Raw genomic sequence first — 19,750 nt, forward strand, 5'->3', positions numbered from 1 at the left:
CTTAAAACACATTTTCTTATTATATATCAGTGTAATAGAGTCTATTAAAGACCACGACAAACAGTAGTTTGTAAACCTTTGTCGCCTTCTTTAGCTTCGAATTCTACCTTCTGACCTTCCGCTAAAGTACGGAAGCCATCACCTTGAATCGTTGAAAAGTGAACGAATACATCTGGTGAACCATCTTCAGGAGTGATGAAACCAAAACCTTTAGACTCATTGAACCATTTTACAGTTCCGATACGCATATTTAACCTCAAACAAAGAGTGACTATATTCATAGTCGTTTTCAAACCACTTACCCAAATGGATAAGCCTCACCACAAATCTAATAGTGATGGACATTACATTACGTGTTATTTGTATGCTTTGCAACAAAAATGATCAAATAAATGAAATATTAATCAAAATACCCAAAACTTGCCTAAGCTACGATGTATCATAAAATATATAACCCATTGATATTATAAGCAGGAGTTGCATGCAATAAAAAAGCGTATATGATGAGCTTTTGATCACTTTCCCCTGCCCTTTATTATGCATGCATTATCAAACACCTACATTGCCTTAGGCTCAAACTTAGACCAACCGCTTGAACACTTAAAAACAGCGCTCACTGAGATCGAAGCGCTGCCTGAAACAACATTAACGGCGTGCTCACAATTTTATCGCACAAAACCCATTGGCCCAGCGCAACCTGACATCATCAATGCCGTCATTGCACTGCAAACTGGTTTAGCGCCTTATGATCTTTTGCATGCCCTACAAGCGATTGAGCTCAAGCATGGCCGCACGCGCACCGTACGATTTGGCGCGCGCACATTGGATTTAGACATCTTGCTGTATGATGATTGGGTCAATGATGATCCTAAACTGATTGTGCCCCATCCGCGGATGCATGAGCGCAATTTTGTCTTGATTCCACTGAGTGACATCGCCCCTGATTTAAGCTTGCCACAAGGAACCATTGCAGAGCTGATTGCCCGCAATGATCCTGACGATTATGTGATTCCCTTAGCGCATTAAAGGCTAAAGCGCTTGGCCATCCATCCTAAGGCAACGCCAAGCACACATAGGAAAATCAGATAATGGGTCACAAAATTTTGATTCCATTGTTGGGCAATCACCGGCACTAAAAATGTGGTGAGCCCACCAAACAGCGCATTACCGATGTTATAGGAAAATCCCATGCCTGATAAACGCACGCGCGGCTCATACAAGCGCACAATGAAGATCGGTACACATGCAACCAAACCCAAAAAGAGTGAGCTGCCCATATACAACCATGCAATCATGGTGTGATCGCCGCCGTGCCCAAGCACATTGAAGAAAATACTGCTGCTGATGCCAAGCATCGCTGCAAATAGAATCATGGTGCGTGGCAAACCGATGCGATCCACCAATAAACCGGCCACCACGCTGCCAATGATGTTCATCGCGGTTGCCAATAACGCAATTTTATTGACAAATTCAGCAGGCAATCCGTAGAGTTCTGACTTCATTAAATTCGGAATGAGCAACACCATAATGACGCCCGTCATCAATAACCATGTGCTCATCACGCCCCAAAAACTCTCTTTTAAATATTTGTGCAAGACCGTTTTCATGGGGAATTCGCTGCTTTTTTGGCGTTCTGCTTTAAATTGTAAAAAAACGGGCGTTTCTTGTAATGAACGGCGCAAATAGAGTGCCAACAATCCCAAACCACCGCCAATAATGAAAGGAAAACGCCATGCATACGCTTGGATTTGCGCTTCAGTGAAAAGCACATTCAATGATGTTGAAATGGCATAACCAATGAAGACACCAAAGGTGAGCCCTGCGGCAATCAAACTATTGGCAAGCCCCATGTGATGGGCTTTGACATGCTCTGTGACAAACACATGTGCACTTGGCACTTCGCCCCCTAACGCGATCCCTTGTAATAAGCGCATACACAACAATAAAATCGGTGCCCATACGCCAATGTCATCATACGTTGGCAATAAACCAATGGCTAACGTTGGCACAGCCATTAAAAAGAGCGAGATCATAAACATGCGTTTACGCCCCACAACATCACCAAAGGGGGCCAAAATCATGCCACTGAGCGGACGCACAAAATAAGCCACCGCATAAATGCCATAAATCATCATTAAAGAATCAAGTCCCGATTGCTCAGGGAAAAAATGCTGTTTTAAAATGGGAATAAAGGTCAAAAAGACAATGAAATCATAAAACTCCAACGCGCCGCCTAATGAGGAGAGCGAAAGCGTTTTAATGTCTGACCGAGTCAATGCTTGTTTCATATCCATCCTAGAGTTGATCGCAAAATTCGCATCTTACTCCAAATGGATCGATTTTGCCCTGTGAGGGGACAGAAAAAAACCTCGTGATTACACGAGGCTTATCTCAGGATCAATTAAAAAGAATCTACAGGATCGTTTCATCAGTGTGCCAACATCTCTTCAACCACTTCTGCATTGGTCAATGCATCGGGATAATACGTCGGCCAGTTGCTTAACTCATCAAACAATGCTTCTTGGGAATCATTGCCCATGTATAAATGGAAATGATCTGCCGGGCGAGGTTCAATGATGTGATCGCTAAACTGGATGAATAACGGCGCGCCGGAATCCTTTTGTTGGCACTCAAACAGATAACGCACACCGCGATTGCCTTTTGGATACGTTAAAATTTTGTGGCCGGCCGGTGCATATTCACAAAATGTGGATTGATCTTTCGCATGAAAAGCGATCACGTTGCCATCGATCACAATGTTTTCCACATCAGTGGCATAACCTTTTGTGTAATATGTTTTGTACTCATCAGCGGTTTTATCACCTTTATCCGCTGCTTTTTTTGCCATCACTTCATCGAGCTCACCACTTAAAATGAGCGGATAAACTGAACGCCACGCGCCTTGCCAATCACTCAATTGACGCGCTTTAACATCCTGATCCTCAAAATAGCCTTTGCTGGCTTGACGCTGCTTTTCGGTCATCGGTGCATGATGATGCTCATGATGGTGATGACTGTGATCGTGATCATGATCATGTGAACCATGTGCCCATGCGCCAGAGATTGATAAACCCATCGCCATCGATAGGGCCAATAACAACTGCTTGTGTTGCATGTTACTCTCCTAAAAGTTAAAGGGATCAATGTTATAGCACAGGATTTTCTGTATTGACTGAACATTTTTCATGCAAACAAGAATCATTCTCATAATTGTTTCGATCCTGCAGGAATTTGCATCATTTTGCAGAATTTTTCTGTATAATTTGCGCCATTCAAAACGTTTCACGTGAAACATTAACAACAATAATGAGGATCATATGCACACATCACGTTGGCTCATTGCATCGGCTGCCCTGTTGACTTTAACGGCTTGTAAAGGTTTGTCTCTAGAAGATACGCTCTCTCTAGGCATGCAAAGCGCGCAGATCATGTCATTATCTGACAATGACATCAAACAATTGACACAAAAGTCCTGCCAAGAAATGGATGCTAAAAATAAGGTGGCACCTGCAAACAGCGCCTATGCTCAGCGCCTCAATCGCATTGCCAATGCCCTTGGCCACAATGTCAACGGCACGCCTGTCAATTATAAAGTTTACATGACCAATGATGTGAATGCATGGGCGATGGCCAACGGCTGCGTGCGTGTGTACAGCGGTTTGATGGACAAAATGACAGACAATGAAATCCAAGGCGTACTGGGCCATGAACTTGGCCATGTGGCATTGGGTCACAGTAAAAAGAGCGTCCAAGTGGCTTATGCCACCGAACTTGCACGCAACACCATTGTGAAAACTGCCAACAGCTCCATTGCCGATCTAACCAGTTCACAGCTTGGCGACTTGGCACAAAAATTGGTGAATGCTCAATTCTCTCAATCCCAAGAATTGGCGGCGGACAACTTCTCGTATGATTATTTAAAAAAACGCAATCTTAATCCTGCAGGCATTGCCTCAGCCTTTGATAAATTAGGCGGCGGCAGTTCTCTACTCAGCACACATCCTGCCTCAACAAAACGATCAAACAACATTCGTCAACGCATGCTTGCAGATCAAAAATAATCTTCATGAAAAAAGCCATCCTATTTGATGGATGGCTTTGATTGAAAATCATGCAATCAAAATTATGGCATCAAAATCATCGCATCCCCATAACTGAAGAAACGATATTGATCATTCACCGCATGTTGATAAATCTTTTGAATGCGATCATAGCCCATAAATGTGGACACAAGCACCATCAAAGTGGATTTTGGCAAGTGAAAATTGGTGATCAAGGCATCAATCACATGAAATTCAAAGCCCGGCTTGATGAAGATATTCGTATCCCCTTCAAAGGCTTTGAGTGTGCCATCTAGTGCCGCCGTTTCTAATGAGCGACACACCGTTGTGCCCACTGCAATCACACGTTTACCGGCAGCTTTGGTGGCCAAAATGCGATCAACGGCCGATTGCGGCACAGAGATCCATTCTTTGTGCATCACATGTTGGTCAAGCGCCTCTTCACGCACAGGTTTAAATGTACCAGCGCCCACATGAAGGGTCACTTCCACAAAAGAAGCACCTTTCTCTTCAATGGCTTGCATCAATTCTTTTGTAAAATGCAAACCGGCTGTTGGCGCAGCGACCGCACCTTTTTCTTTACTGAAAACCGTTTGATAACGCTCTTTATCAAAATCACTGTCATCGCGCACAATGTAAGGCGGCAATGGCATGTGTCCCATTTTCTCTAAAATGGGGAACACAGCGCTGCCATCGACAGTTTCAAAAATAAAGAAGCTGTCATCTCTGGCCACCATTTTAAAAACAGGCTGATCCTCAACATAAATGATCTGCCCTTCTTTAGGCGATTTACTGGCACGGGTTTGCGCTAAAAATGAGGTGTCACTCAATAAGCGCTCCACTAAAATCTCAACTGCACCGCCTGTTTCTTTATGGGCAAACACACGCGCAGGCAATACGCGTGTATTGTTGATGACCAATAAATCCCCCGGTTCAATGTAATCGATGATGTCTTTGAAGATTTTATCTTCAATCTCATCACCTTTTGCCACCAATAAACGCGAGGACTCACGGTCCTCTTTTGGAAACTGCGCGATCAACGATTCAGGTAAATGGTAATCGTAATCGGAAATTTTATCTTTCATCAAAACTCACTACTTTTTCATTGGCAAATAGATCTTCTAAGCGCTCGCGCTCACGAATCAAGTAAGCCTGATCTTGATCAATGAGGATTTCGGCGGCGCGTCCTCGTGTATTATAGTTCGAACTCATCACAAAACCATATGCACCCGCTTGTTTGACCACTAAAATGTCACCTGCCGACAATGCCAAATCACGATTTTTACCCAAAAAGTCGCCCGTTTCGCACACAGGGCCCACAATGTCATAGTTATGCACAGGTGCATCACTTTCTTTTGCCGTTTCAATACGCATCCAAGATTCATAGAGCGCTGGGCGAATCAAATCATTCATGGCAGCATCCACCACTGCAAAGTGTTTGCCTTCATTCTCTTTTGTTAAAATCACTTCTGTTAATAAGTAACCTGAATCCCCCACAATCGAGCGCCCTGGCTCCATGGCCATGGTTAAATCACGATCACCCAATTTTTCATAAATCATGTCCACCAAGGTTTGTGGCGTGATCAAAGTTTCTCCTTGGTAATCAATACCAAGACCACCGCCCATGTCAAAATGTTCAAGCACAATGCCTTTCTCTGTCAATGCATCGATGAGTTTAAGCATGCGATCGACCGCATCACAATAAGGCGATAAATCTGTCAATTGTGAACCAATGTGGCAATCAATCCCTTTGATGGCAATGTTCGGCAACTGTTGCGCCGCTTCATATAAACGCACCGCCTGATCATATGGAATGCCAAATTTGTTTTCACGAAGGCCTGTGGAAATATAAGGATGCGTTTTTGCATCCACGTCAGGATTGACACGAAATGAGATCGGTGCTGTTAATCCTAAATGCCCAGCTTCTTCATTGAGCATGTAAAGCTCAGCTTCTGACTCCACATTAAAACAGTGAATGCCAGTTTCTAACGCAAAGCGTAAATCTGCACGCGTTTTACCAACGCCTGAGAAAATGACTTTTTTAGGATCACCGCCCGCCTTTAACACTCGCAAAAGTTCACCGCGTGACACAATGTCAAAACCTGCCCCTAAATCTGCAAGCAAACGAATGACGGATAAATTACTGTTCGCCTTGACCGCATAACAGATCAAATGCTTTCGCGCGCCAAAGGCATCTTGATAACGCTTAAAGGCTTCTGTGATGCTCGCTTTTGAATAGACATAAAGTGGGGTGCCGTAAGTTTTGACCAAATCTTCAATGGCCACTTGTTCAATGTGAGATGTCAATTGGGACATTTATCGCTCCGATGATGATTGTTGTTCTGTTGAATGATCCGGTAAGTACAACGGCCCTTTTTGACCACAAGCGTGCAAAAAGAAACTCAAACCCACCACACATAAAATTTTTTTCATAACTTAATCTCTTGATTCCAATCAGGGAAAAATTATAACGAATTGTCACAGCCTGCGCCATGCGCTAATAATTGCAAAATCAACCAAATGCGTGCTTTCGCAGGATGGCCATAAGGCGCGTGTAATAAACCATATTGATCATTGACCACTTTCCCTGCTCGCACGCGTGTTGTCAATACTACTGGACAAGATGCATTCATTAATGTTGGCAATAAATTTTTATGCACGGTGCCATTGCCTGTACCAACGACAATCAAACCATCAACATTGGCCTCTAAAAGTGATGTGAGCATGCGTGGATTGGCTGAAACATCACTATAGATGATTTCCACCCAAGGATAGTCATCATCTTGCGTTGGTAAAGCCTCAAGATTAAGTTTCATTTTATCATCCACTTTAACATTCCTATAAAACTCTACTTTGCCATTCAAAATGTGCCCCATTGCCCCGCCATTATCTGCACAAAATCCATCCACTTTTAACGTGTGAGATTTCACGATTTCATGCCCCACATAAATGGTGTTATTAACCACAGCCCATAAACCTGCATTGCCATAAGCGGCCACCTGTAAGCTGTCCAATAAATTCAGTGGCCCATCGGCACTGATCGCGGTCGAAGGACGCATTGCGGCTGTTAACACCACAGGTTTATTAAAATGAAGTGTCCATTCTAAAAAAACCGCGCTCTCTTCTAACGTATCTGTGCCATGCGTGATGACAACGCCATCCACATCATCACGTTGCAACTGTGCATCCACACATGCGGCCAGCGCTCTTAAAATGGAAAAAGACATGTCTTTACTATCAATCTGACAAAGCTCTATCGTTTCAATGCTCAATGATGCTGGCACTGGCAAACCACACAATAATTCAGCGGCTTTTTTTTCACCGGCCGCATAATTAACCAACTCTTGATCACTTTTTGCATTGCCCGCAATCGTGCCGCCAGTGCCAATGATGACTATTTTTTTAGCATCCATGTATTTTTTCCTCTTTTATATCAAAAAATTTCGCTCTAGTATGCCGCAATTTCCTAAAATTTTATACAAGATATCTTATTGATATATCAATTATTTTAAAATTTATACAGATTTTTTAATTTTTTTTGCAAAAAAAGTTTGACGTTTATGAATATTTGCCTATAATAGCAAACCTCTTCCGGGTCATTAGCTCAGTCGGTAGAGCAGTTGGCTTTTAACCAATTGGTCGAAGGTTCGAATCCTTCATGACCCACCAAATTCTAAAGCATCTAGTTTCTAGGTGCTTTTCTTTTTCCGTTAGAGACAATTAACGGGTCATTAGCTCAGTCGGTAGAGCAGTTGGCTTTTAACCAATTGGTCGAAGGTTCGAATCCTTCATGACCCACCAAATTCCAAAAGCTTCTAGTCATTGACTAGAGGCTTTTTTGTTATCTGGAGAGCGGTATGCGTAGATTGTGGGTGATTCAGGCACATCAAACCGAGCAATTGTCAAAGCTGATCTTTGCATGGCAATCACTGTGTGCGCAGCTTGTGGTGCTCTCAGATGATGCATTGCCTTATGCGCGCCCATTAAAACATGCCAAAGGCCTACTTGGCCAAACATTACCCGCCATCATCTTTGATGCCAGAGATGGTTTTGCCTTGGACTATTTTCTCTGCGCAGCACACACCATCGAAGATCAAGGTGCACTGGCCATCATCGCACCACATTTTGAAGGCAATGATCTACAAAGTATGCGTTTTCATCATACGCCAATCCCGACGCCACATTTTCAGCAGCATCTCAATGATTGCTTAATGCGCCATGCTCAACCGTTTGACATCCGTAATATTCAGTACAATCTCGCTGTCACCCAAAAAGTGATCCTAAATGATGAACAAAAATACATCATCGAGCAATTGAATCACTTTTCCACAGGCGTTCTGACACTTTTTGCACCGCGTGGCACGGGAAAATCAACGGTCATTGCCCATTTTTTACAATCTGTGGATAACTTTGTGCTCACCGCCCCAAATCAACAGGCACTCAAACGTTATGCACAGCATGTGGATAACTTTAAGGCACCGGATGATCTTTTTTTGCATCATGCGCCCAATAGTTTTGAGTGGCTCATCATCGAAGAGGCTGCACAAATGCCCATCGCACACTTGGAAAAATTGAGTGCTTTGGCGCATAAAGTTATCCTCATCTCCTCTGTGGATAACTATGAAGGTACAGGGCAAGGCCTTGCGCAAAAGTTGCACGCAATCCTCCCGATTGAGCAAGCCCTCACTTTAACAAAAAGCCAGCGCTTTGATGCAAAAGATCCTTTAGCGCGCTTTTGCCAAGCCATCGCGCTACAAGAATCCTGTACAGAAAGTTTGCCAGAAGGCTTAAATCTCTATGATCATGATGGATTGACCGCGCTGCAAAGCCAGAGCGAGTACATTCAGGCACTCTATCAATTTCTCAACGTGCACCATTATCAAACCAATGCCCAAGATGTGCGCCGCCTATTTGATGGGCACAATCAACTTTTTATCACAGATGTGCAGAATTCAACACTTCGCGGTGCCATTTGGGCGCTGAAAGAAGGCGAGTTATCCACAGATTTGGCTGTGGATATCTTTAATGGCCATCGTCGCCCAAAAGGTAATTTAGTGGTGCAAACATTGGGTGCCCACAGTTATTATCCTGAATTAATGACCAAAAAAAGCTTACGTGTATCACGCATTGCCGTTAATCATGCTCATCGCCACCAAGGCATTGCCAGTCAAATGCTGCGACACTTAATCGAGTATGCCAAAGCGCATCAATATGATTTTCTCTCAACCAGTTTTGGGCTCACAGAAGATTTACTCAACTTCTGGCAACAAGCGGGTTTTACATGGGTTCATATGGGCACTCATCGCGATAAATCCACTGGCCTACACGCCGCCATTTTGTTGTATCCTTTAACCGAAGAGATGCACCCCTTTGTGGAAAAAATGGCCAATAAATGGCGGGCTGATGCACATCATTTATTAACCGCACCTTTTGTGTATGAATCTGTTCATCAGTGCTTACAAGCCATTGGCCAACCCGCCCCATTTGATGAATTAGATGCCAAAATTTTAATGGCTCATCAGCAACATAAAAAACCCAAAGAAGCGGTATTTTCTGCATTGCAGCGCCAAATCCTGAAAGATGCGTAATAATTGTGCAATTTTTCCACATAAAGAGATTTGACAAACGAAAGCCTTCTCCCTATAATGCAAACCTCTTCAAGAGACAACGCCGGTATAGCTCAGCTGGTAGAGCAACTGACTTGTAATCAGTAGGTCCTCAGTTCGATTCCGAGTGCCGGCACCATATTTAAAAACCCTGCTTAACGCAGGGTTTTTTTATGCCTGTGTGCTAAGATAAAATCATGATAATTATTTTATGTGATGCCATGTTTAAATCCATACTCAATAAAATTCGCCACAAATACAGCCACTTTAAGGTCAATCACGTCAATATCTATGGCATTAAGAGTCCATACCATTTTGATCGCCAGCGCGAGCAATACTGCATTGATGAGCCGGATGACCACACGCTTAATCACACAGAAATTGTGCTTTACTCATGGAATATTTATAAACAGAAATTAAATGCCGCCATCGATGAGCTCTCTTACATGCTCAACAAAGCAGACATCGTCATGCTGCAAGAGGCCAGAGAGAGCGAAACATTGATGTCGCTCATCAGCAGTCACACATTTAAAGCCATTCACGTGGTGGCATTTAAAGATGGCCATTATGCCAATGGCGTGATGACCATCAGCAAAACAGCGCCCATTTGCTACAGTGCACAAAAATATTCAGAACCATGGATTCGCTTTCCAAAGTCAGGACTCATTGCCACATATCCATTATCAAATGGGCAAGAATTGATGGTGGCCAATTTTCATGCGGTGAATTTTTCTTTGGGTTTAAAGGATTTTATGCAGCAATTGCGCACCATTTTTGACATTTTACAGCAACATACAGGCCCAATTGTTTTAGGCGGTGATTTTAATACGTGGCGCAAATCCCGTTATTTATATGTCAAAAGACTCATTCGCGAGCTCAATTTAAAAGAGATTCAATATCCCATCGATCAACGCACAAAAGTGATGGGGAAAATTTTAGATCATATTTTTGTGCGCGGCTTACATGTTAAAGAGGCCAAAACGTATAACATTTCGGCCTCTGATCACAATCCTATTCGATTGAAGTTGTCGTGCGAAGAATGAATTTAAGCTGCTCTTTCATGTGCGCGAGTGCTTTTGCACGATGGGAGATTTGATTTTTTTCCGCCAATTCAAGTTCAGCCATGCTTTTACCTAACCCTTCAATGAAAAATAACGGATCATACCCAAAGCCGCCATTGCCCATGGGTTCATGCAAAATGCGCCCATAAATGCGCCCTTCTGCAATGAGTGGCGTTGGATCTTCTGCATAACGAACAAAGGCAAGCACTGAGATAAAAAATGCGGCACGATCTTTATCTTCAACACCCGTTAAATTCTTTAATAACAAACGATTATTCGCATCATCCTCTTTAATGGGACTGTAACGCGCCGAGTGAATGCCAGGTGCACCTTTTAAGTAAGGCACAACGATGCCAGAGTCATCTGCAATGGCAGGTAAGCCACTCTCTTTTGCGGCATGACGTGCCTTAATAATTGCATTTTCAATGAAACTTAGGCCACATTCATCGGCATCTTCGATGTTAAAATCACTTTGTGGTCGAACAACAATGTCCAATGAAGAGAACAATTCATTGAACTCCCGAATCTTGCCTACATTATTACTCGCTAAAACGATTTCCATTATTCTGCACCATAAACGTCAATTGAGAAGTATTGATCTGCCACTTTTTGATAGCTGCCATCTTTACGAGATTCAAGGATCGCTTCGTTGAATTTTTCCATCAATGCATCATCGCCTTTACGCAAACCAATGCCGATGCCATCGCCAAATACCTCAGGATCATTATAATCAGGACCCACAAATTCTAACGATTTATCGTAACCTTTACGCAAATATCCATCGTCTAATGGCACGCTGTCTGCAAAGACTAAATCAATGCGACCTGAATCTAAATCAAAAATGGCTTCATCTAAATTTCGGTAGCTGTGAACGTCTGCTAACTTGGCAAATTTCTCATTTGCGTAAATTTCATGAATGGTTCCACTTTGAACACCAATGGATTTACCCTTTAACACATCATCTGTGATTTCTTTGTATTCGCCAATGGGCGCCACAAATTTTGCAGGTGTTTGGTAGTACTTATTTGTGAAGTTAATGGCTTGTTTTCGTTGGTCTGTGATGGACATGGATGCCAAAATTGCATCGATTTTTTTCGTATTGAGTGATGGAATGAGAGCATCAAACTCCACTTGCACAATCTCACATTTCAAATTTGCCTTTTCACAGAATAAGTTAGCTAAATCTGGTTCAAAGCCACCAAGACTACGATCAGGATTCATATAACTAAATGGAGGATAAGATCCTTCGATGCCAATTTTGACAGGCTCATTTGCGAGCGCTAAAGAACTTGTGAGTGCTAAACCGAGCAATAGTTTTTTAATCATTGTGTATAACTCCTTTTATATTGATTAACCCTTTATATATATAGGATGATGATGAGTTTGACAAGTTATCCACAGCTTTTCATTTTATTCCAATAAATTCAAATGGATAAATAAGATTTTGATTGTTAATAACTTATGTATAACTCTATGGATAAATTGTTTATAAATTTCCTCTGATTTTATCCACAAATTATTCATAGGCTTATACACAGAGTTATCCACATCTTTATGCACAGATGTGATCAAAGCTGTGGATAACTGATCGACACTTGTGGATAAATCCTCAAAGTTATGCACAGCGTCATCACATCATTGTGGATAACATTTTTCTGTGTGTAATTTTTTAATTTGTAAAATAATTAATTGAAATTATTTAAAGAATCTCTGTTTAAGATTTAAACAATTGTCTATGAATTTCTGGGGTTAATTCTCTTTTATTCTTCTATTTTTTTATTAAGCTATATATATATTATAAATGATGATAAGGATTGCGAGTTATCCACAGGCTTGTTAATAAGTCAATGAAATTAAAAATAAAAAAACCAAAAAAGCATGTGGATAACTATGTGTAAAACCCTATGGATTACTTTGGGATAACTTTTGGAAAAACTTACCCACATTTCATTCACAGGCTTATCCGCAGAGTTATTCACAAAGTTATCCACAGGCTAAAAAACACAATGATTAAGAAATGTAAATGGTAAAGATAAGTAAGTCTTAGAGGGGTTTGATAAATCAAACACAACAATTGGCTAATTGATTGATCTTTCGAATGGATTCTTTTTGTCTTTCTCACAAAAACTGAGGTAAAATACCCGCTTTAAGTCAATTGAAAATTGAATTATGAGCTCAAAAATTCCGACCGAATTGCTTGAAAAGTATCGTCAATCCTTTGGTGAAAAGGCCGAACAGTTAACATCATTGCTCGAGACGTTCAGCCATCAAGCGGCCAATGAGGGTGAACAAAGGGGTGAAAGCATTAAAGAACTTCACCATTTTGTTTACCAGCTAAGCAGTTCAGCCACAACGTATGAGTGTAAGGCGCTTGCGGATAAAACTCGCGAGTTTTTGAAAGTGGTGGAACAAGGCGATCTGAATGTACAGGCCACATTAACCTGTGGACATGCGCTTGTTCATCTTCTTCAACATCCCTAATGATGAGGTAAATCATGGATCAACTCCAAATTTTGCAACCATTTTCCGACTGGGTTTCTGATGTTCTTGTGGACATTCCAGATGAAACCGTCGCTTATGTCTTTAATATTTATGAGGAAAATGACGCCTATTTGGTGGATATTACGGGCACCTCAACGTTTGATGCAAGTTCTGAAGATTGGACCGATGACATCAATTGGGATTCTGGCAATGAGATGTTCATCATTCCGAAAGAGAATTTTGAAGGCGAATGGGAAGAGATTCATGATGCGATTGCAGAAGCCTTAGAGGCATTGATCGATGCCGACGGTGAATTGGCCGATGCTTTGTGTGATTCTGACGCTGTGGCGGTGGGTTTTATCGACGGTGAATTAGAAATCATATGGCAGGAAGAATGATCAAACCCCGCACTTTATCGAAAACCATCAGTGCATGCATTGCACTGATGATGCCAGTGCAATTGGGTCACGCTTTGAGCATCAGTTATGATCAAGTCAATCATGCAGCGATGCCACAAACGGTGTTGTATCCTTTTGCGTATCAAGGATTGGTATCGATTCGAGAGAATCATTTTGCTGATCGATTGAGTCGCTTGCCAAATGAGATTCCGGAATATTGGGATGTGGTGGCCGTTGGCCGCGATATTTTAGAACAAGAGTGTGGTGATCAAGGCCGTTTGGCTGAGTTTGATTACAGTTATTTGCCGCATAAAGAGCTATTAACGCCAGGGGCCATTCAAAAATGTGGTGTGGGCTTTGGTGTGCAGGGCATGACCCTCAACTATGCTTTGATCCACAAATATGGCGTGCCGCCCACGTATTGGTCTGATTTATTTGATTTCAATCGTTACCCTGGCAAGCGTGCATTGCCAAAGCAAGCCCGTTATGTGTTTGAGATTGTGCTCTTAGCCGATGGTGTGAAGCCGAGTTATTTATATCCCCTATTGGCCACCAAAGAGGGACAGGATCGCGCTTTGGCGAAACTTGATCAGATTTATGATGAAGTGATTTGGTGGAACGATGTGAATCGTCTCAAAGAGTGGTTAGATCAAGGTTTGGTGGTGATGTCTGTGGCGCCAGATGGTGCAATGCTCAGCAATGATGTGGACAACATCGGTGTTTCTCGTCATCAAGTGCTCTATGAGATGCGTTATTATGCATTGTTAAAATCTTCAAAAGAGCCTGAGGTGAGTTATGCTTTCATCTCCTATGCAACGCAGCCTGATCAACAATTGAAATTGGCAGCCACGCAGTATTATGGCCCCACCATTCAGCAAGCTTGGCGTTTGTTGCCACAGGATGCCGTTGAATATGTCACCAATTATCCTCAGAACTTACAGGGTGGCATTTTACTCAACTATAAATTTTATGCTGAGCATGGCCAAGCGTTAGAAGAGCGTTTCAATGCATGGTTATCCACCAAAGAAGCGCCAGTGAAGCGTGTTTCATTGGCATCTGAGTTGGAAACAACGGCGAAAGATGCACAAAATTTGGCACAAGATTCAGAAGTGGATGCCATTATGTTAAATACAGAGATGGAATTTATTGGCCCTGAAGTGATTGATTTTGTTGGTCCAAAGCAAGAGGCTTAATAAAATTTGTGATAAAGATTTGCATTTTTAAGAAATTGCTGTATAGTTATGAACTTCACAGACGCGGGATGGAGCAGTCTGGTAGCTCGTCGGGCTCATAACCCGAAGGTCGTTGGTTCAAATCCGGCTCCCGCAACCAATTATAACGAAGCCCACTTGAAAAAAGTGGGCTTTTTCGTTGCTGAATCATTTTGGAGGTGTTGTTATGCGCAAGGATCCATTCGGACTCACAGAGTTACTCGAACCATCCATTACAGCGATGGGTTTCATTTTATGGGGCGTAGAATTTCATGCGAACTCCAAAAATGCACTATTACGCGTATATATTGACAAAGAAAATGGCGTGACTGTGGATGACTGCGCGCAAGTGAGTCATCAAATTGAAGGCCTATTAGACGTGAATGACCCAATCAGCACGCCCTATACGTTAGAAGTCTCTTCCCCTGGCTTAGATCGTGCATTTTTCTCTTTAGAGCAAATGGCCGATTATTTAGGTTCAGAAGTGGAAGTGCAACTGATCAGCGTTGTGGAGAATCGTCGTCGTTTCAAAGGCATCATTGAAAGCATTGATGGCGACAACATCACCTTTGCCATTCCAAAAACCACGGGTAAAAAAGGTAAAGCAAAGCGTGCAGAAAACATTGAGAGCGATACTTTGACAGTCAATTATAGCTTGCTAGACAAAGTAAACCTTTCACCAACTTTTATCAAAAATTGATTGATTTAAAGAGAACAGAGCTATGAATAATAAAGAAGTGATGACAGTTGCAGAAACAGTATCCAATGAAAAAGGCGTTTCTCGCACAATTATTTTTGAAGCATTGGAATTGGCATTGGCAGCTGCGGCAAAGCGTTCTTACCCTGTTGAAGTAGACTTACGAATTGAAATTGACCAACGCACCGGTCATTATAAAACTTTCCGTCAATGGAAAGTGGTGCCTGATGATTTGCCAGCTGAAGAACAAATGGCAACCAAACAAATTTCATTGGCAGCGGCACAATTGGATAATCCTGATGTGCAAGTTGGGGACATCGTTGAAGAGGAAGTGGATAACATTCCATTTGCGCGCATCGGTGCTCAAACGGCCAAACAGATCATTTATCAAAAAGTGCGCGAAGCAGAACGTCGCCAAATGGCTGAATTATATAGCCAAAAATTGGGTCAATTGGTGCGTGGTACCGTTAAAAAAGTTGAGCGCGGCAGTGTGTATGTTGATTTAGGTGACAACGTAGAGGCGTATTTGCCAAAAGAAAACATGATTCCACGCGAAATGCTCAAAATGGGTGATCAAGTGCGTGCGATTTTAGAAGACATCGTACAAGATGTGCGCGGTCCACAAATCGTATTGTCTCGCACGACACCAAAATTGATCAAAGCATTGTTTGAAATTGAAGTGCCAGAAATCAGCCAAGGCAGCATTGAAATCTTAAATGCTAGCCGTGATCCTGGTAGCCGTGCGAAAATTGCGGTTAAATCTTTTGACCAACGCATCGATCCTGTGGGTGCATGTGTTGGTATGCGCGGATCTCGTGTGCAAAACATCACTAAAGAGTTAAATGGTGAGCGTGTTGACATCATTTTATGGGATGATAATCCCATTCAATTTGTGATCAATGCCATGAGCCCTGCGGAAGTGGTTTCCATTGTGGTGGATGAAGATCGTCACATGATGGACATCGCAGTTGATCAAGACAAATTGTCCCAAGCAATTGGTCGCAATGGTCAAAACGTGCGTTTAGCATCTGAATTAACGGGCTGGGAACTGAATGTGATGAGCGCCGAAGAAGCAGAAAATAAACAGCAAAAAGAGACTTCACGCATCAGTCAATTGTTTGTAGATGAGCTTGAAGTGGATGAAGAAGTGGCAGAAATCTTGGTTCGTGAAGGTTTCTCGTCCTTAGAAGAAGTGGCGTATGTGCCAATTGCAGAAATGCTTGAAATTGAAGAGTTTGACGAAGAGATCGTTGAAGCCCTTCGTGAAGCTGCGAAAAATGCATTGGAATCTTACGCATCGTTGAAAAAAGAGTTAGGCGATAAAGCACCAAGTGCTGATTTGATTCAATTGTTGGAAGGTGATCATATTCTCGCCTATAAACTTGCTAAGAAAGGTGTCAGCACACCTGATGATCTAGCAGAATTGGCTTCAGATGAGTTGGCAGAAATGGCAGCGATTGATGAAGAAACTGCCAGTCAATATATCATGACAGCAAGACAGAGTTGGTTTGTATAGGGAGTGACATATGACAGAAAAAACAGAAGAAAAAGCACCAAGCAAAATCACATTGAAACGCAAAACTCATACTGAATTGAAAGTTGCCAGTGCGCCCGGTCAAGCGCGCACGGTGGCCGTTGAAGTTCGTAAGAAAAGAACGTATGTAAAACGTGATGCAGCAGCAACTGTGGACTCAGAAGTTGAGAACACTAATGTTGAAACGATCGCAGAGCAAGAAAAACCTGAGGTGCAAGCACCAAAAGTTGCTCAAAAAGAGACACCAGTAACATCAGCGGCACCAGCCGCTGTTGCTCCATCTGCTGAACAAGTGGCCAAAGCGGCTGCAAAAGCAGAAGATGAAGCAAAACAACAAGAGCGTTTACGTATTGCAAAGGAACGTGCAGAAGCCGAAGAGCGTGCAGCTAAAGAAGCGGTTGAACGTCGTAAACAGCAAGAAGAACGTAAGCAAAACGAAGAAATTCAGAAAATTGCGGATGCAGCTCGTATGGCAAGTGAAAGTACAGTTTCTAAGGTACAAATTAGTTTTAACAATACCGATAAAACTGAAGATAAAAGTAAAAAGAAAGCATCAAATGCGCCGAAAGGACAAGGTCAACATCGACCAAAATCTGATGCCCGTTCACACAAAAGAGATGACAAGAAAGTCTCTAATGTTGTGGTAGAGAAAAAAGCGAAACCTGCTGCACCAACAAGTGCAGCCGCGCCTACAGCTGATGCTGTGGCCGATCGCGCAAAAGAAGCTGCGAAAGTGCATCGTAAGAGCCCTCGCGACTTAGATGATTTGCGTGAAGATGGCAAAAAAGCCTCAGGCAAGCGTGGTAAAGAGAAAGGTCGCACACATTTTGATTATGATGATGAAGATGGTGGTAATCGTCGTGGCGGTGGTAAAAAACGCAAAATGGCACAACCCACCAAGCATGGCTTTACGAAGCCTGTGGCCCCTCAGAAGGCTGAGGTTGTGTTAGGCGAAACCATCACTGTGGCTGATTTGGCACACAAAATGGCGGTGAAAGCTGCTGAAGTGATCAAAACCTTAATGAAAATGGGTTCAATGGTCACCATCAACCAAGTGTTAGACCAAGAAACTGCTGCGATTGTGGTGGAAGAAATGGGTCACTCTTACAAGCTTGTGAGTGAAAACGTGCTTGAAGAAGAGTTGATGCAAGGCTTTAATGAAAGTGATTTAGTGCCTGTTACGCGTCCTCCTGTGGTCACCATCATGGGGCACGTGGATCATGGTAAAACATCATTGCTTGACTACTTGCGTAAAGCACACGTTGTGAAAGGCGAAGCCGGTGGGATCACTCAGCACATTGGTGCGTATCATGTGACCACACCAAAAGGCGTCATTACTTTCTTAGATACACCAGGACACAGTGCGTTTACCGCAATGCGTGCCCGCGGTGCGAAAGTGACAGACATCGTTGTGCTTGTTGTGGCTTCTGATGATGGCGTAATGCCTCAAACCATCGAAGCAATCCAACATGCCCGCGCTGCGAATGTACCCATCATTGTGGCAGTGACAAAAATTGATAAGCCAACGGCGGATCGTGATCGCATTTTGTCTGAGCTCTCTCAACAAGGCATCATCTCTGAAGATTGGGGCGGTGAGAACTTATTTGCCTTTGTGTCTTCGAAATCCGGTGAAGGCATTGATCATTTGTTAGATCAAATCTTAGTGCAAGCTGAAATTTTAGAATTGACTGCTGTGGCAGAAGGTCCTGCACGTGGTGCAGTGGTTGAATCACGTTTAGATCGTGGTCGCGGTACCGTTGCAACAGTATTGGTTCAATCGGGTCTATTGAAAAAAGGCGACATCGTTTTAGCGGGCTTAGAGTACGGTAAAGTGCGTGCCTTGATCAATGAGAAAGGTCAGCAAGTGCCAGAAGCAGGTCCATCCATTCCTGTGGAAATCCTAGGTTTATCTGGGGTGCCAAATGCAGGTGATGAAGTGACTGTGGTGGCTGATGAGCGTAAAGCACGTGAAATTGCATTGTTCCGTCAAGGTAAATTCCGTGAAGTGAAATTGGCAAGACAACAAAAATCTAAATTAGAGAACTTGTTTGCCAACATCAGCGAAGGCGCAATGAATGTTGTGAACGTTGTGTTAAAAGCAGACGTACAAGGCTCTGTTGAAGCATTGATCAACGCATTAGAAGAGTTATCCACAGATGAAGTGTCTGTAAAAGTTGTGTCCAGTGGCGTAGGCGGTATCAACGAATCTGATGCACACTTAGCGGTGGCATCTGATGCGATTGTGATCGGCTTTAACGTCCGTGCGGATAACTCAGCGAAGAAAATCATCGAAGATGAAGGCTTAGCACTTCATTACTACAGCATCATTTATGATGTGATCGATGAGATCAAAACTGCCTTGATTGGTAAGTTAGCGCCTGAATTCAAAGAGAGCATCATCGGTATTGCCGAAGTGCGTGATGTGTTCAGATCACCGAAAATTGGTGCGATTGCAGGCTGTATGGTGACAGAAGGCTTGATCAAACGTAACAACCCAATTCGTGTATTGCGTGATAACATTGTGATCTATGAAGGTGCGTTAGAATCTCTCCGTCGCTTTAAAGACGATGTGAGCGAAGTGCGCATGGGCATGGAATGTGGTATTGGCGTTAAGAACTACAATGATGTTAAAGTGGGCGATCAGATCGAAGTTTATGAGCGCGTTCAAGTGGAGCGTACTCTCTAATTAGGAGGGAGAAAC

Annotated in this window: 19 protein-coding genes and 4 tRNA genes; 14 read left to right on the forward strand and 9 right to left on the reverse strand. The window is 42.8% G+C overall.

The features are described 5' to 3' along the window. Window positions 1-44: 44 nt before the first annotated feature. The gene (locus tag B9T20_RS07690; RefSeq protein ID WP_008316013.1) at window positions 45-248 is read right to left on the reverse strand and encodes a cold-shock protein; all 204 of its coding nucleotides are present in this window, start codon (window positions 246-248) and stop codon (window positions 45-47) included. A 289-nt stretch (window positions 249-537) separates the two neighbouring features. On the opposite strand from B9T20_RS07690, the gene folK reads away from it, so the two are divergent. Continuing rightward, window positions 538-1,026 (forward strand): 2-amino-4-hydroxy-6-hydroxymethyldihydropteridine diphosphokinase, encoded by a 489-nt coding sequence (folK, locus tag B9T20_RS07695; protein ID WP_094490514.1) that lies wholly within the window; start codon window positions 538-540, stop codon window positions 1,024-1,026. Here the strand turns inward: folK and B9T20_RS07700 are convergent. Together B9T20_RS07700 and B9T20_RS07705 are read right to left on the reverse strand one after the other, a co-directional pair. Continuing rightward, window positions 1,023-2,288 (reverse strand): MFS transporter, encoded by a 1,266-nt coding sequence (locus tag B9T20_RS07700; protein ID WP_094490515.1) that lies wholly within the window; start codon window positions 2,286-2,288, stop codon window positions 1,023-1,025. The genes folK and B9T20_RS07700 overlap by 4 nt on opposite strands. A gap of 140 nt (window positions 2,289-2,428) precedes the next feature. Next, complete coding sequence (locus B9T20_RS07705; protein WP_094490516.1) at window positions 2,429-3,115, reverse strand: metal-binding protein ZinT; 687 nt, start codon at window positions 3,113-3,115, stop codon at window positions 2,429-2,431. A gap of 202 nt (window positions 3,116-3,317) precedes the next feature. Between B9T20_RS07705 and B9T20_RS07710 the strand changes: the two genes are divergently transcribed. Continuing rightward, entirely contained in the window at window positions 3,318-4,061 is a 744-nt protein-coding gene (locus B9T20_RS07710; RefSeq protein ID WP_094490517.1) for a M48 family metallopeptidase, read from the forward strand. A gap of 62 nt (window positions 4,062-4,123) precedes the next feature. Here B9T20_RS07710 and queA read toward each other — a convergent pair whose 3' ends face one another. From queA to B9T20_RS07730, 4 genes are read right to left on the reverse strand one after another with little or no spacing between them, the layout of a single operon-like run. Next, window positions 4,124-5,146, reverse strand: coding sequence for a tRNA preQ1(34) S-adenosylmethionine ribosyltransferase-isomerase QueA (gene queA / locus B9T20_RS07715; protein ID WP_094490518.1), 1,023 nt, complete (start codon window positions 5,144-5,146; stop codon window positions 4,124-4,126). Then, complete coding sequence (lysA, locus tag B9T20_RS07720) at window positions 5,136-6,377, reverse strand: diaminopimelate decarboxylase (protein WP_094490519.1); 1,242 nt, start codon at window positions 6,375-6,377, stop codon at window positions 5,136-5,138. Before lysA ends, queA begins: the two co-directional genes overlap by 11 nt. After that, window positions 6,378-6,494: a lipoprotein gene (locus B9T20_RS07725; RefSeq protein ID WP_094490520.1), complete on the reverse strand. Its 117-nt coding sequence runs from the start codon at window positions 6,492-6,494 to the stop codon at window positions 6,378-6,380. A 32-nt stretch (window positions 6,495-6,526) separates the two neighbouring features. Further along, window positions 6,527-7,474, reverse strand: coding sequence for an asparaginase (locus tag B9T20_RS07730; protein ID WP_094490521.1), 948 nt, complete (start codon window positions 7,472-7,474; stop codon window positions 6,527-6,529). Between the two features lie 180 nt (window positions 7,475-7,654). On the opposite strand from B9T20_RS07730, the gene B9T20_RS07735 reads away from it, so the two are divergent. The 5 genes from B9T20_RS07735 to B9T20_RS07755 all read left to right on the forward strand — a co-directional run bounded on the left by B9T20_RS07735 (window position 7,655) and on the right by B9T20_RS07755 (window position 10,710). Then, window positions 7,655-7,730: transfer RNA gene (locus tag B9T20_RS07735), tRNA-Lys, on the forward strand. 56 nt (window positions 7,731-7,786) lie between these two features. After that, window positions 7,787-7,862, forward strand: a tRNA-Lys gene (locus tag B9T20_RS07740). Window positions 7,863-7,918: 56 nt separating this feature from the next. Then, window positions 7,919-9,649 (forward strand): GNAT family N-acetyltransferase, encoded by a 1,731-nt coding sequence (locus tag B9T20_RS07745; protein ID WP_094490522.1) that lies wholly within the window; start codon window positions 7,919-7,921, stop codon window positions 9,647-9,649. Window positions 9,650-9,730: 81 nt separating this feature from the next. Next, window positions 9,731-9,806 (forward strand) — tRNA-Thr (locus B9T20_RS07750). Window positions 9,807-9,888: 82 nt separating this feature from the next. Then, window positions 9,889-10,710 (forward strand): endonuclease/exonuclease/phosphatase family protein, encoded by an 822-nt coding sequence (locus B9T20_RS07755; RefSeq protein ID WP_094490570.1) that lies wholly within the window; start codon window positions 9,889-9,891, stop codon window positions 10,708-10,710. Here B9T20_RS07755 and rdgB read toward each other — a convergent pair. Then, window positions 10,679-11,290 (reverse strand): RdgB/HAM1 family non-canonical purine NTP pyrophosphatase, encoded by a 612-nt coding sequence (gene rdgB / locus B9T20_RS07760; protein ID WP_094490523.1) that lies wholly within the window; start codon window positions 11,288-11,290, stop codon window positions 10,679-10,681. The genes B9T20_RS07755 and rdgB overlap by 32 nt on opposite strands. Next, window positions 11,290-12,054, reverse strand: coding sequence for a transporter substrate-binding domain-containing protein (locus B9T20_RS07765; RefSeq protein WP_094490524.1), 765 nt, complete (start codon window positions 12,052-12,054; stop codon window positions 11,290-11,292). The genes rdgB and B9T20_RS07765 overlap by 1 nt, the downstream gene beginning before the upstream one ends. An 843-nt stretch (window positions 12,055-12,897) precedes the next feature. Here B9T20_RS07765 and B9T20_RS07770 point away from each other — a divergent pair. The 7 genes from B9T20_RS07770 to infB all read left to right on the forward strand — a co-directional run bounded on the left by B9T20_RS07770 (window position 12,898) and on the right by infB (window position 19,735). Next, the gene (locus B9T20_RS07770) at window positions 12,898-13,209 is read left to right on the forward strand and encodes a hypothetical protein (protein ID WP_094490525.1); all 312 of its coding nucleotides are present in this window, start codon (window positions 12,898-12,900) and stop codon (window positions 13,207-13,209) included. 14 nt (window positions 13,210-13,223) lie between these two features. Next, window positions 13,224-13,607, forward strand: a complete 384-nt coding sequence (locus tag B9T20_RS07775; protein ID WP_094490526.1) for a hypothetical protein — start codon at window positions 13,224-13,226, stop codon at window positions 13,605-13,607. Further along, a complete protein-coding gene (locus B9T20_RS07780) occupies window positions 13,604-14,800 on the forward strand; it encodes an extracellular solute-binding protein (RefSeq protein ID WP_094490527.1) in 1,197 nt (398 codons plus the stop codon). Before B9T20_RS07775 ends, B9T20_RS07780 begins: the two co-directional genes overlap by 4 nt. A 62-nt stretch (window positions 14,801-14,862) precedes the next feature. Beyond that, window positions 14,863-14,939: transfer RNA gene (locus B9T20_RS07785), tRNA-Met, on the forward strand. Window positions 14,940-15,005: 66 nt separating this feature from the next. Next, window positions 15,006-15,518, forward strand: a complete 513-nt coding sequence (gene rimP, locus B9T20_RS07790) for a ribosome maturation factor RimP (protein ID WP_094490528.1) — start codon at window positions 15,006-15,008, stop codon at window positions 15,516-15,518. 22 nt (window positions 15,519-15,540) lie between these two features. Next, on the forward strand, window positions 15,541-17,031 hold the full coding sequence (nusA, locus tag B9T20_RS07795) for a transcription termination factor NusA (protein ID WP_094490529.1): 1,491 nt from the start codon (window positions 15,541-15,543) through the stop codon (window positions 17,029-17,031). A gap of 10 nt (window positions 17,032-17,041) precedes the next feature. Further along, a complete protein-coding gene (gene infB, locus B9T20_RS07800) occupies window positions 17,042-19,735 on the forward strand; it encodes a translation initiation factor IF-2 (protein ID WP_094490530.1) in 2,694 nt (897 codons plus the stop codon). Window positions 19,736-19,750 lie beyond the last annotated feature (15 nt).

Origin of the sequence: Wohlfahrtiimonas sp. G9077 (assembly GCF_002252155.1) — a bacterium.
Taxonomy (GTDB): domain Bacteria; phylum Pseudomonadota; class Gammaproteobacteria; order Cardiobacteriales; family Wohlfahrtiimonadaceae; genus Wohlfahrtiimonas.

Coding starts and splice junctions, on each gene's coding strand:
- B9T20_RS07690 (WP_008316013.1), bottom strand. CDS start 248: ATGCGTATCGGAACTGTAAAATGGTTCAATGAGTCTAAAGGTTTTGGT.
- folK (WP_094490514.1), top strand. CDS start 538: ATGCATGCATTATCAAACACCTACATTGCCTTAGGCTCAAACTTAGAC.
- B9T20_RS07700 (WP_094490515.1), bottom strand. CDS start 2,288: ATGAAACAAGCATTGACTCGGTCAGACATTAAAACGCTTTCGCTCTCC.
- B9T20_RS07705 (WP_094490516.1), bottom strand. CDS start 3,115: ATGCAACACAAGCAGTTGTTATTGGCCCTATCGATGGCGATGGGTTTA.
- B9T20_RS07710 (WP_094490517.1), top strand. CDS start 3,318: ATGCACACATCACGTTGGCTCATTGCATCGGCTGCCCTGTTGACTTTA.
- queA (WP_094490518.1), bottom strand. CDS start 5,146: ATGAAAGATAAAATTTCCGATTACGATTACCATTTACCTGAATCGTTG.
- lysA (WP_094490519.1), bottom strand. CDS start 6,377: ATGTCCCAATTGACATCTCACATTGAACAAGTGGCCATTGAAGATTTG.
- B9T20_RS07725 (WP_094490520.1), bottom strand. CDS start 6,494: ATGAAAAAAATTTTATGTGTGGTGGGTTTGAGTTTCTTTTTGCACGCT.
- B9T20_RS07730 (WP_094490521.1), bottom strand. CDS start 7,474: ATGGATGCTAAAAAAATAGTCATCATTGGCACTGGCGGCACGATTGCG.
- B9T20_RS07745 (WP_094490522.1), top strand. CDS start 7,919: ATGCGTAGATTGTGGGTGATTCAGGCACATCAAACCGAGCAATTGTCA.
- B9T20_RS07755 (WP_094490570.1), top strand. CDS start 9,889: ATGTTTAAATCCATACTCAATAAAATTCGCCACAAATACAGCCACTTT.
- rdgB (WP_094490523.1), bottom strand. CDS start 11,290: ATGGAAATCGTTTTAGCGAGTAATAATGTAGGCAAGATTCGGGAGTTC.
- B9T20_RS07765 (WP_094490524.1), bottom strand. CDS start 12,054: ATGATTAAAAAACTATTGCTCGGTTTAGCACTCACAAGTTCTTTAGCG.
- B9T20_RS07770 (WP_094490525.1), top strand. CDS start 12,898: ATGAGCTCAAAAATTCCGACCGAATTGCTTGAAAAGTATCGTCAATCC.
- B9T20_RS07775 (WP_094490526.1), top strand. CDS start 13,224: ATGGATCAACTCCAAATTTTGCAACCATTTTCCGACTGGGTTTCTGAT.
- B9T20_RS07780 (WP_094490527.1), top strand. CDS start 13,604: ATGATCAAACCCCGCACTTTATCGAAAACCATCAGTGCATGCATTGCA.
- rimP (WP_094490528.1), top strand. CDS start 15,006: ATGCGCAAGGATCCATTCGGACTCACAGAGTTACTCGAACCATCCATT.
- nusA (WP_094490529.1), top strand. CDS start 15,541: ATGAATAATAAAGAAGTGATGACAGTTGCAGAAACAGTATCCAATGAA.
- infB (WP_094490530.1), top strand. CDS start 17,042: ATGACAGAAAAAACAGAAGAAAAAGCACCAAGCAAAATCACATTGAAA.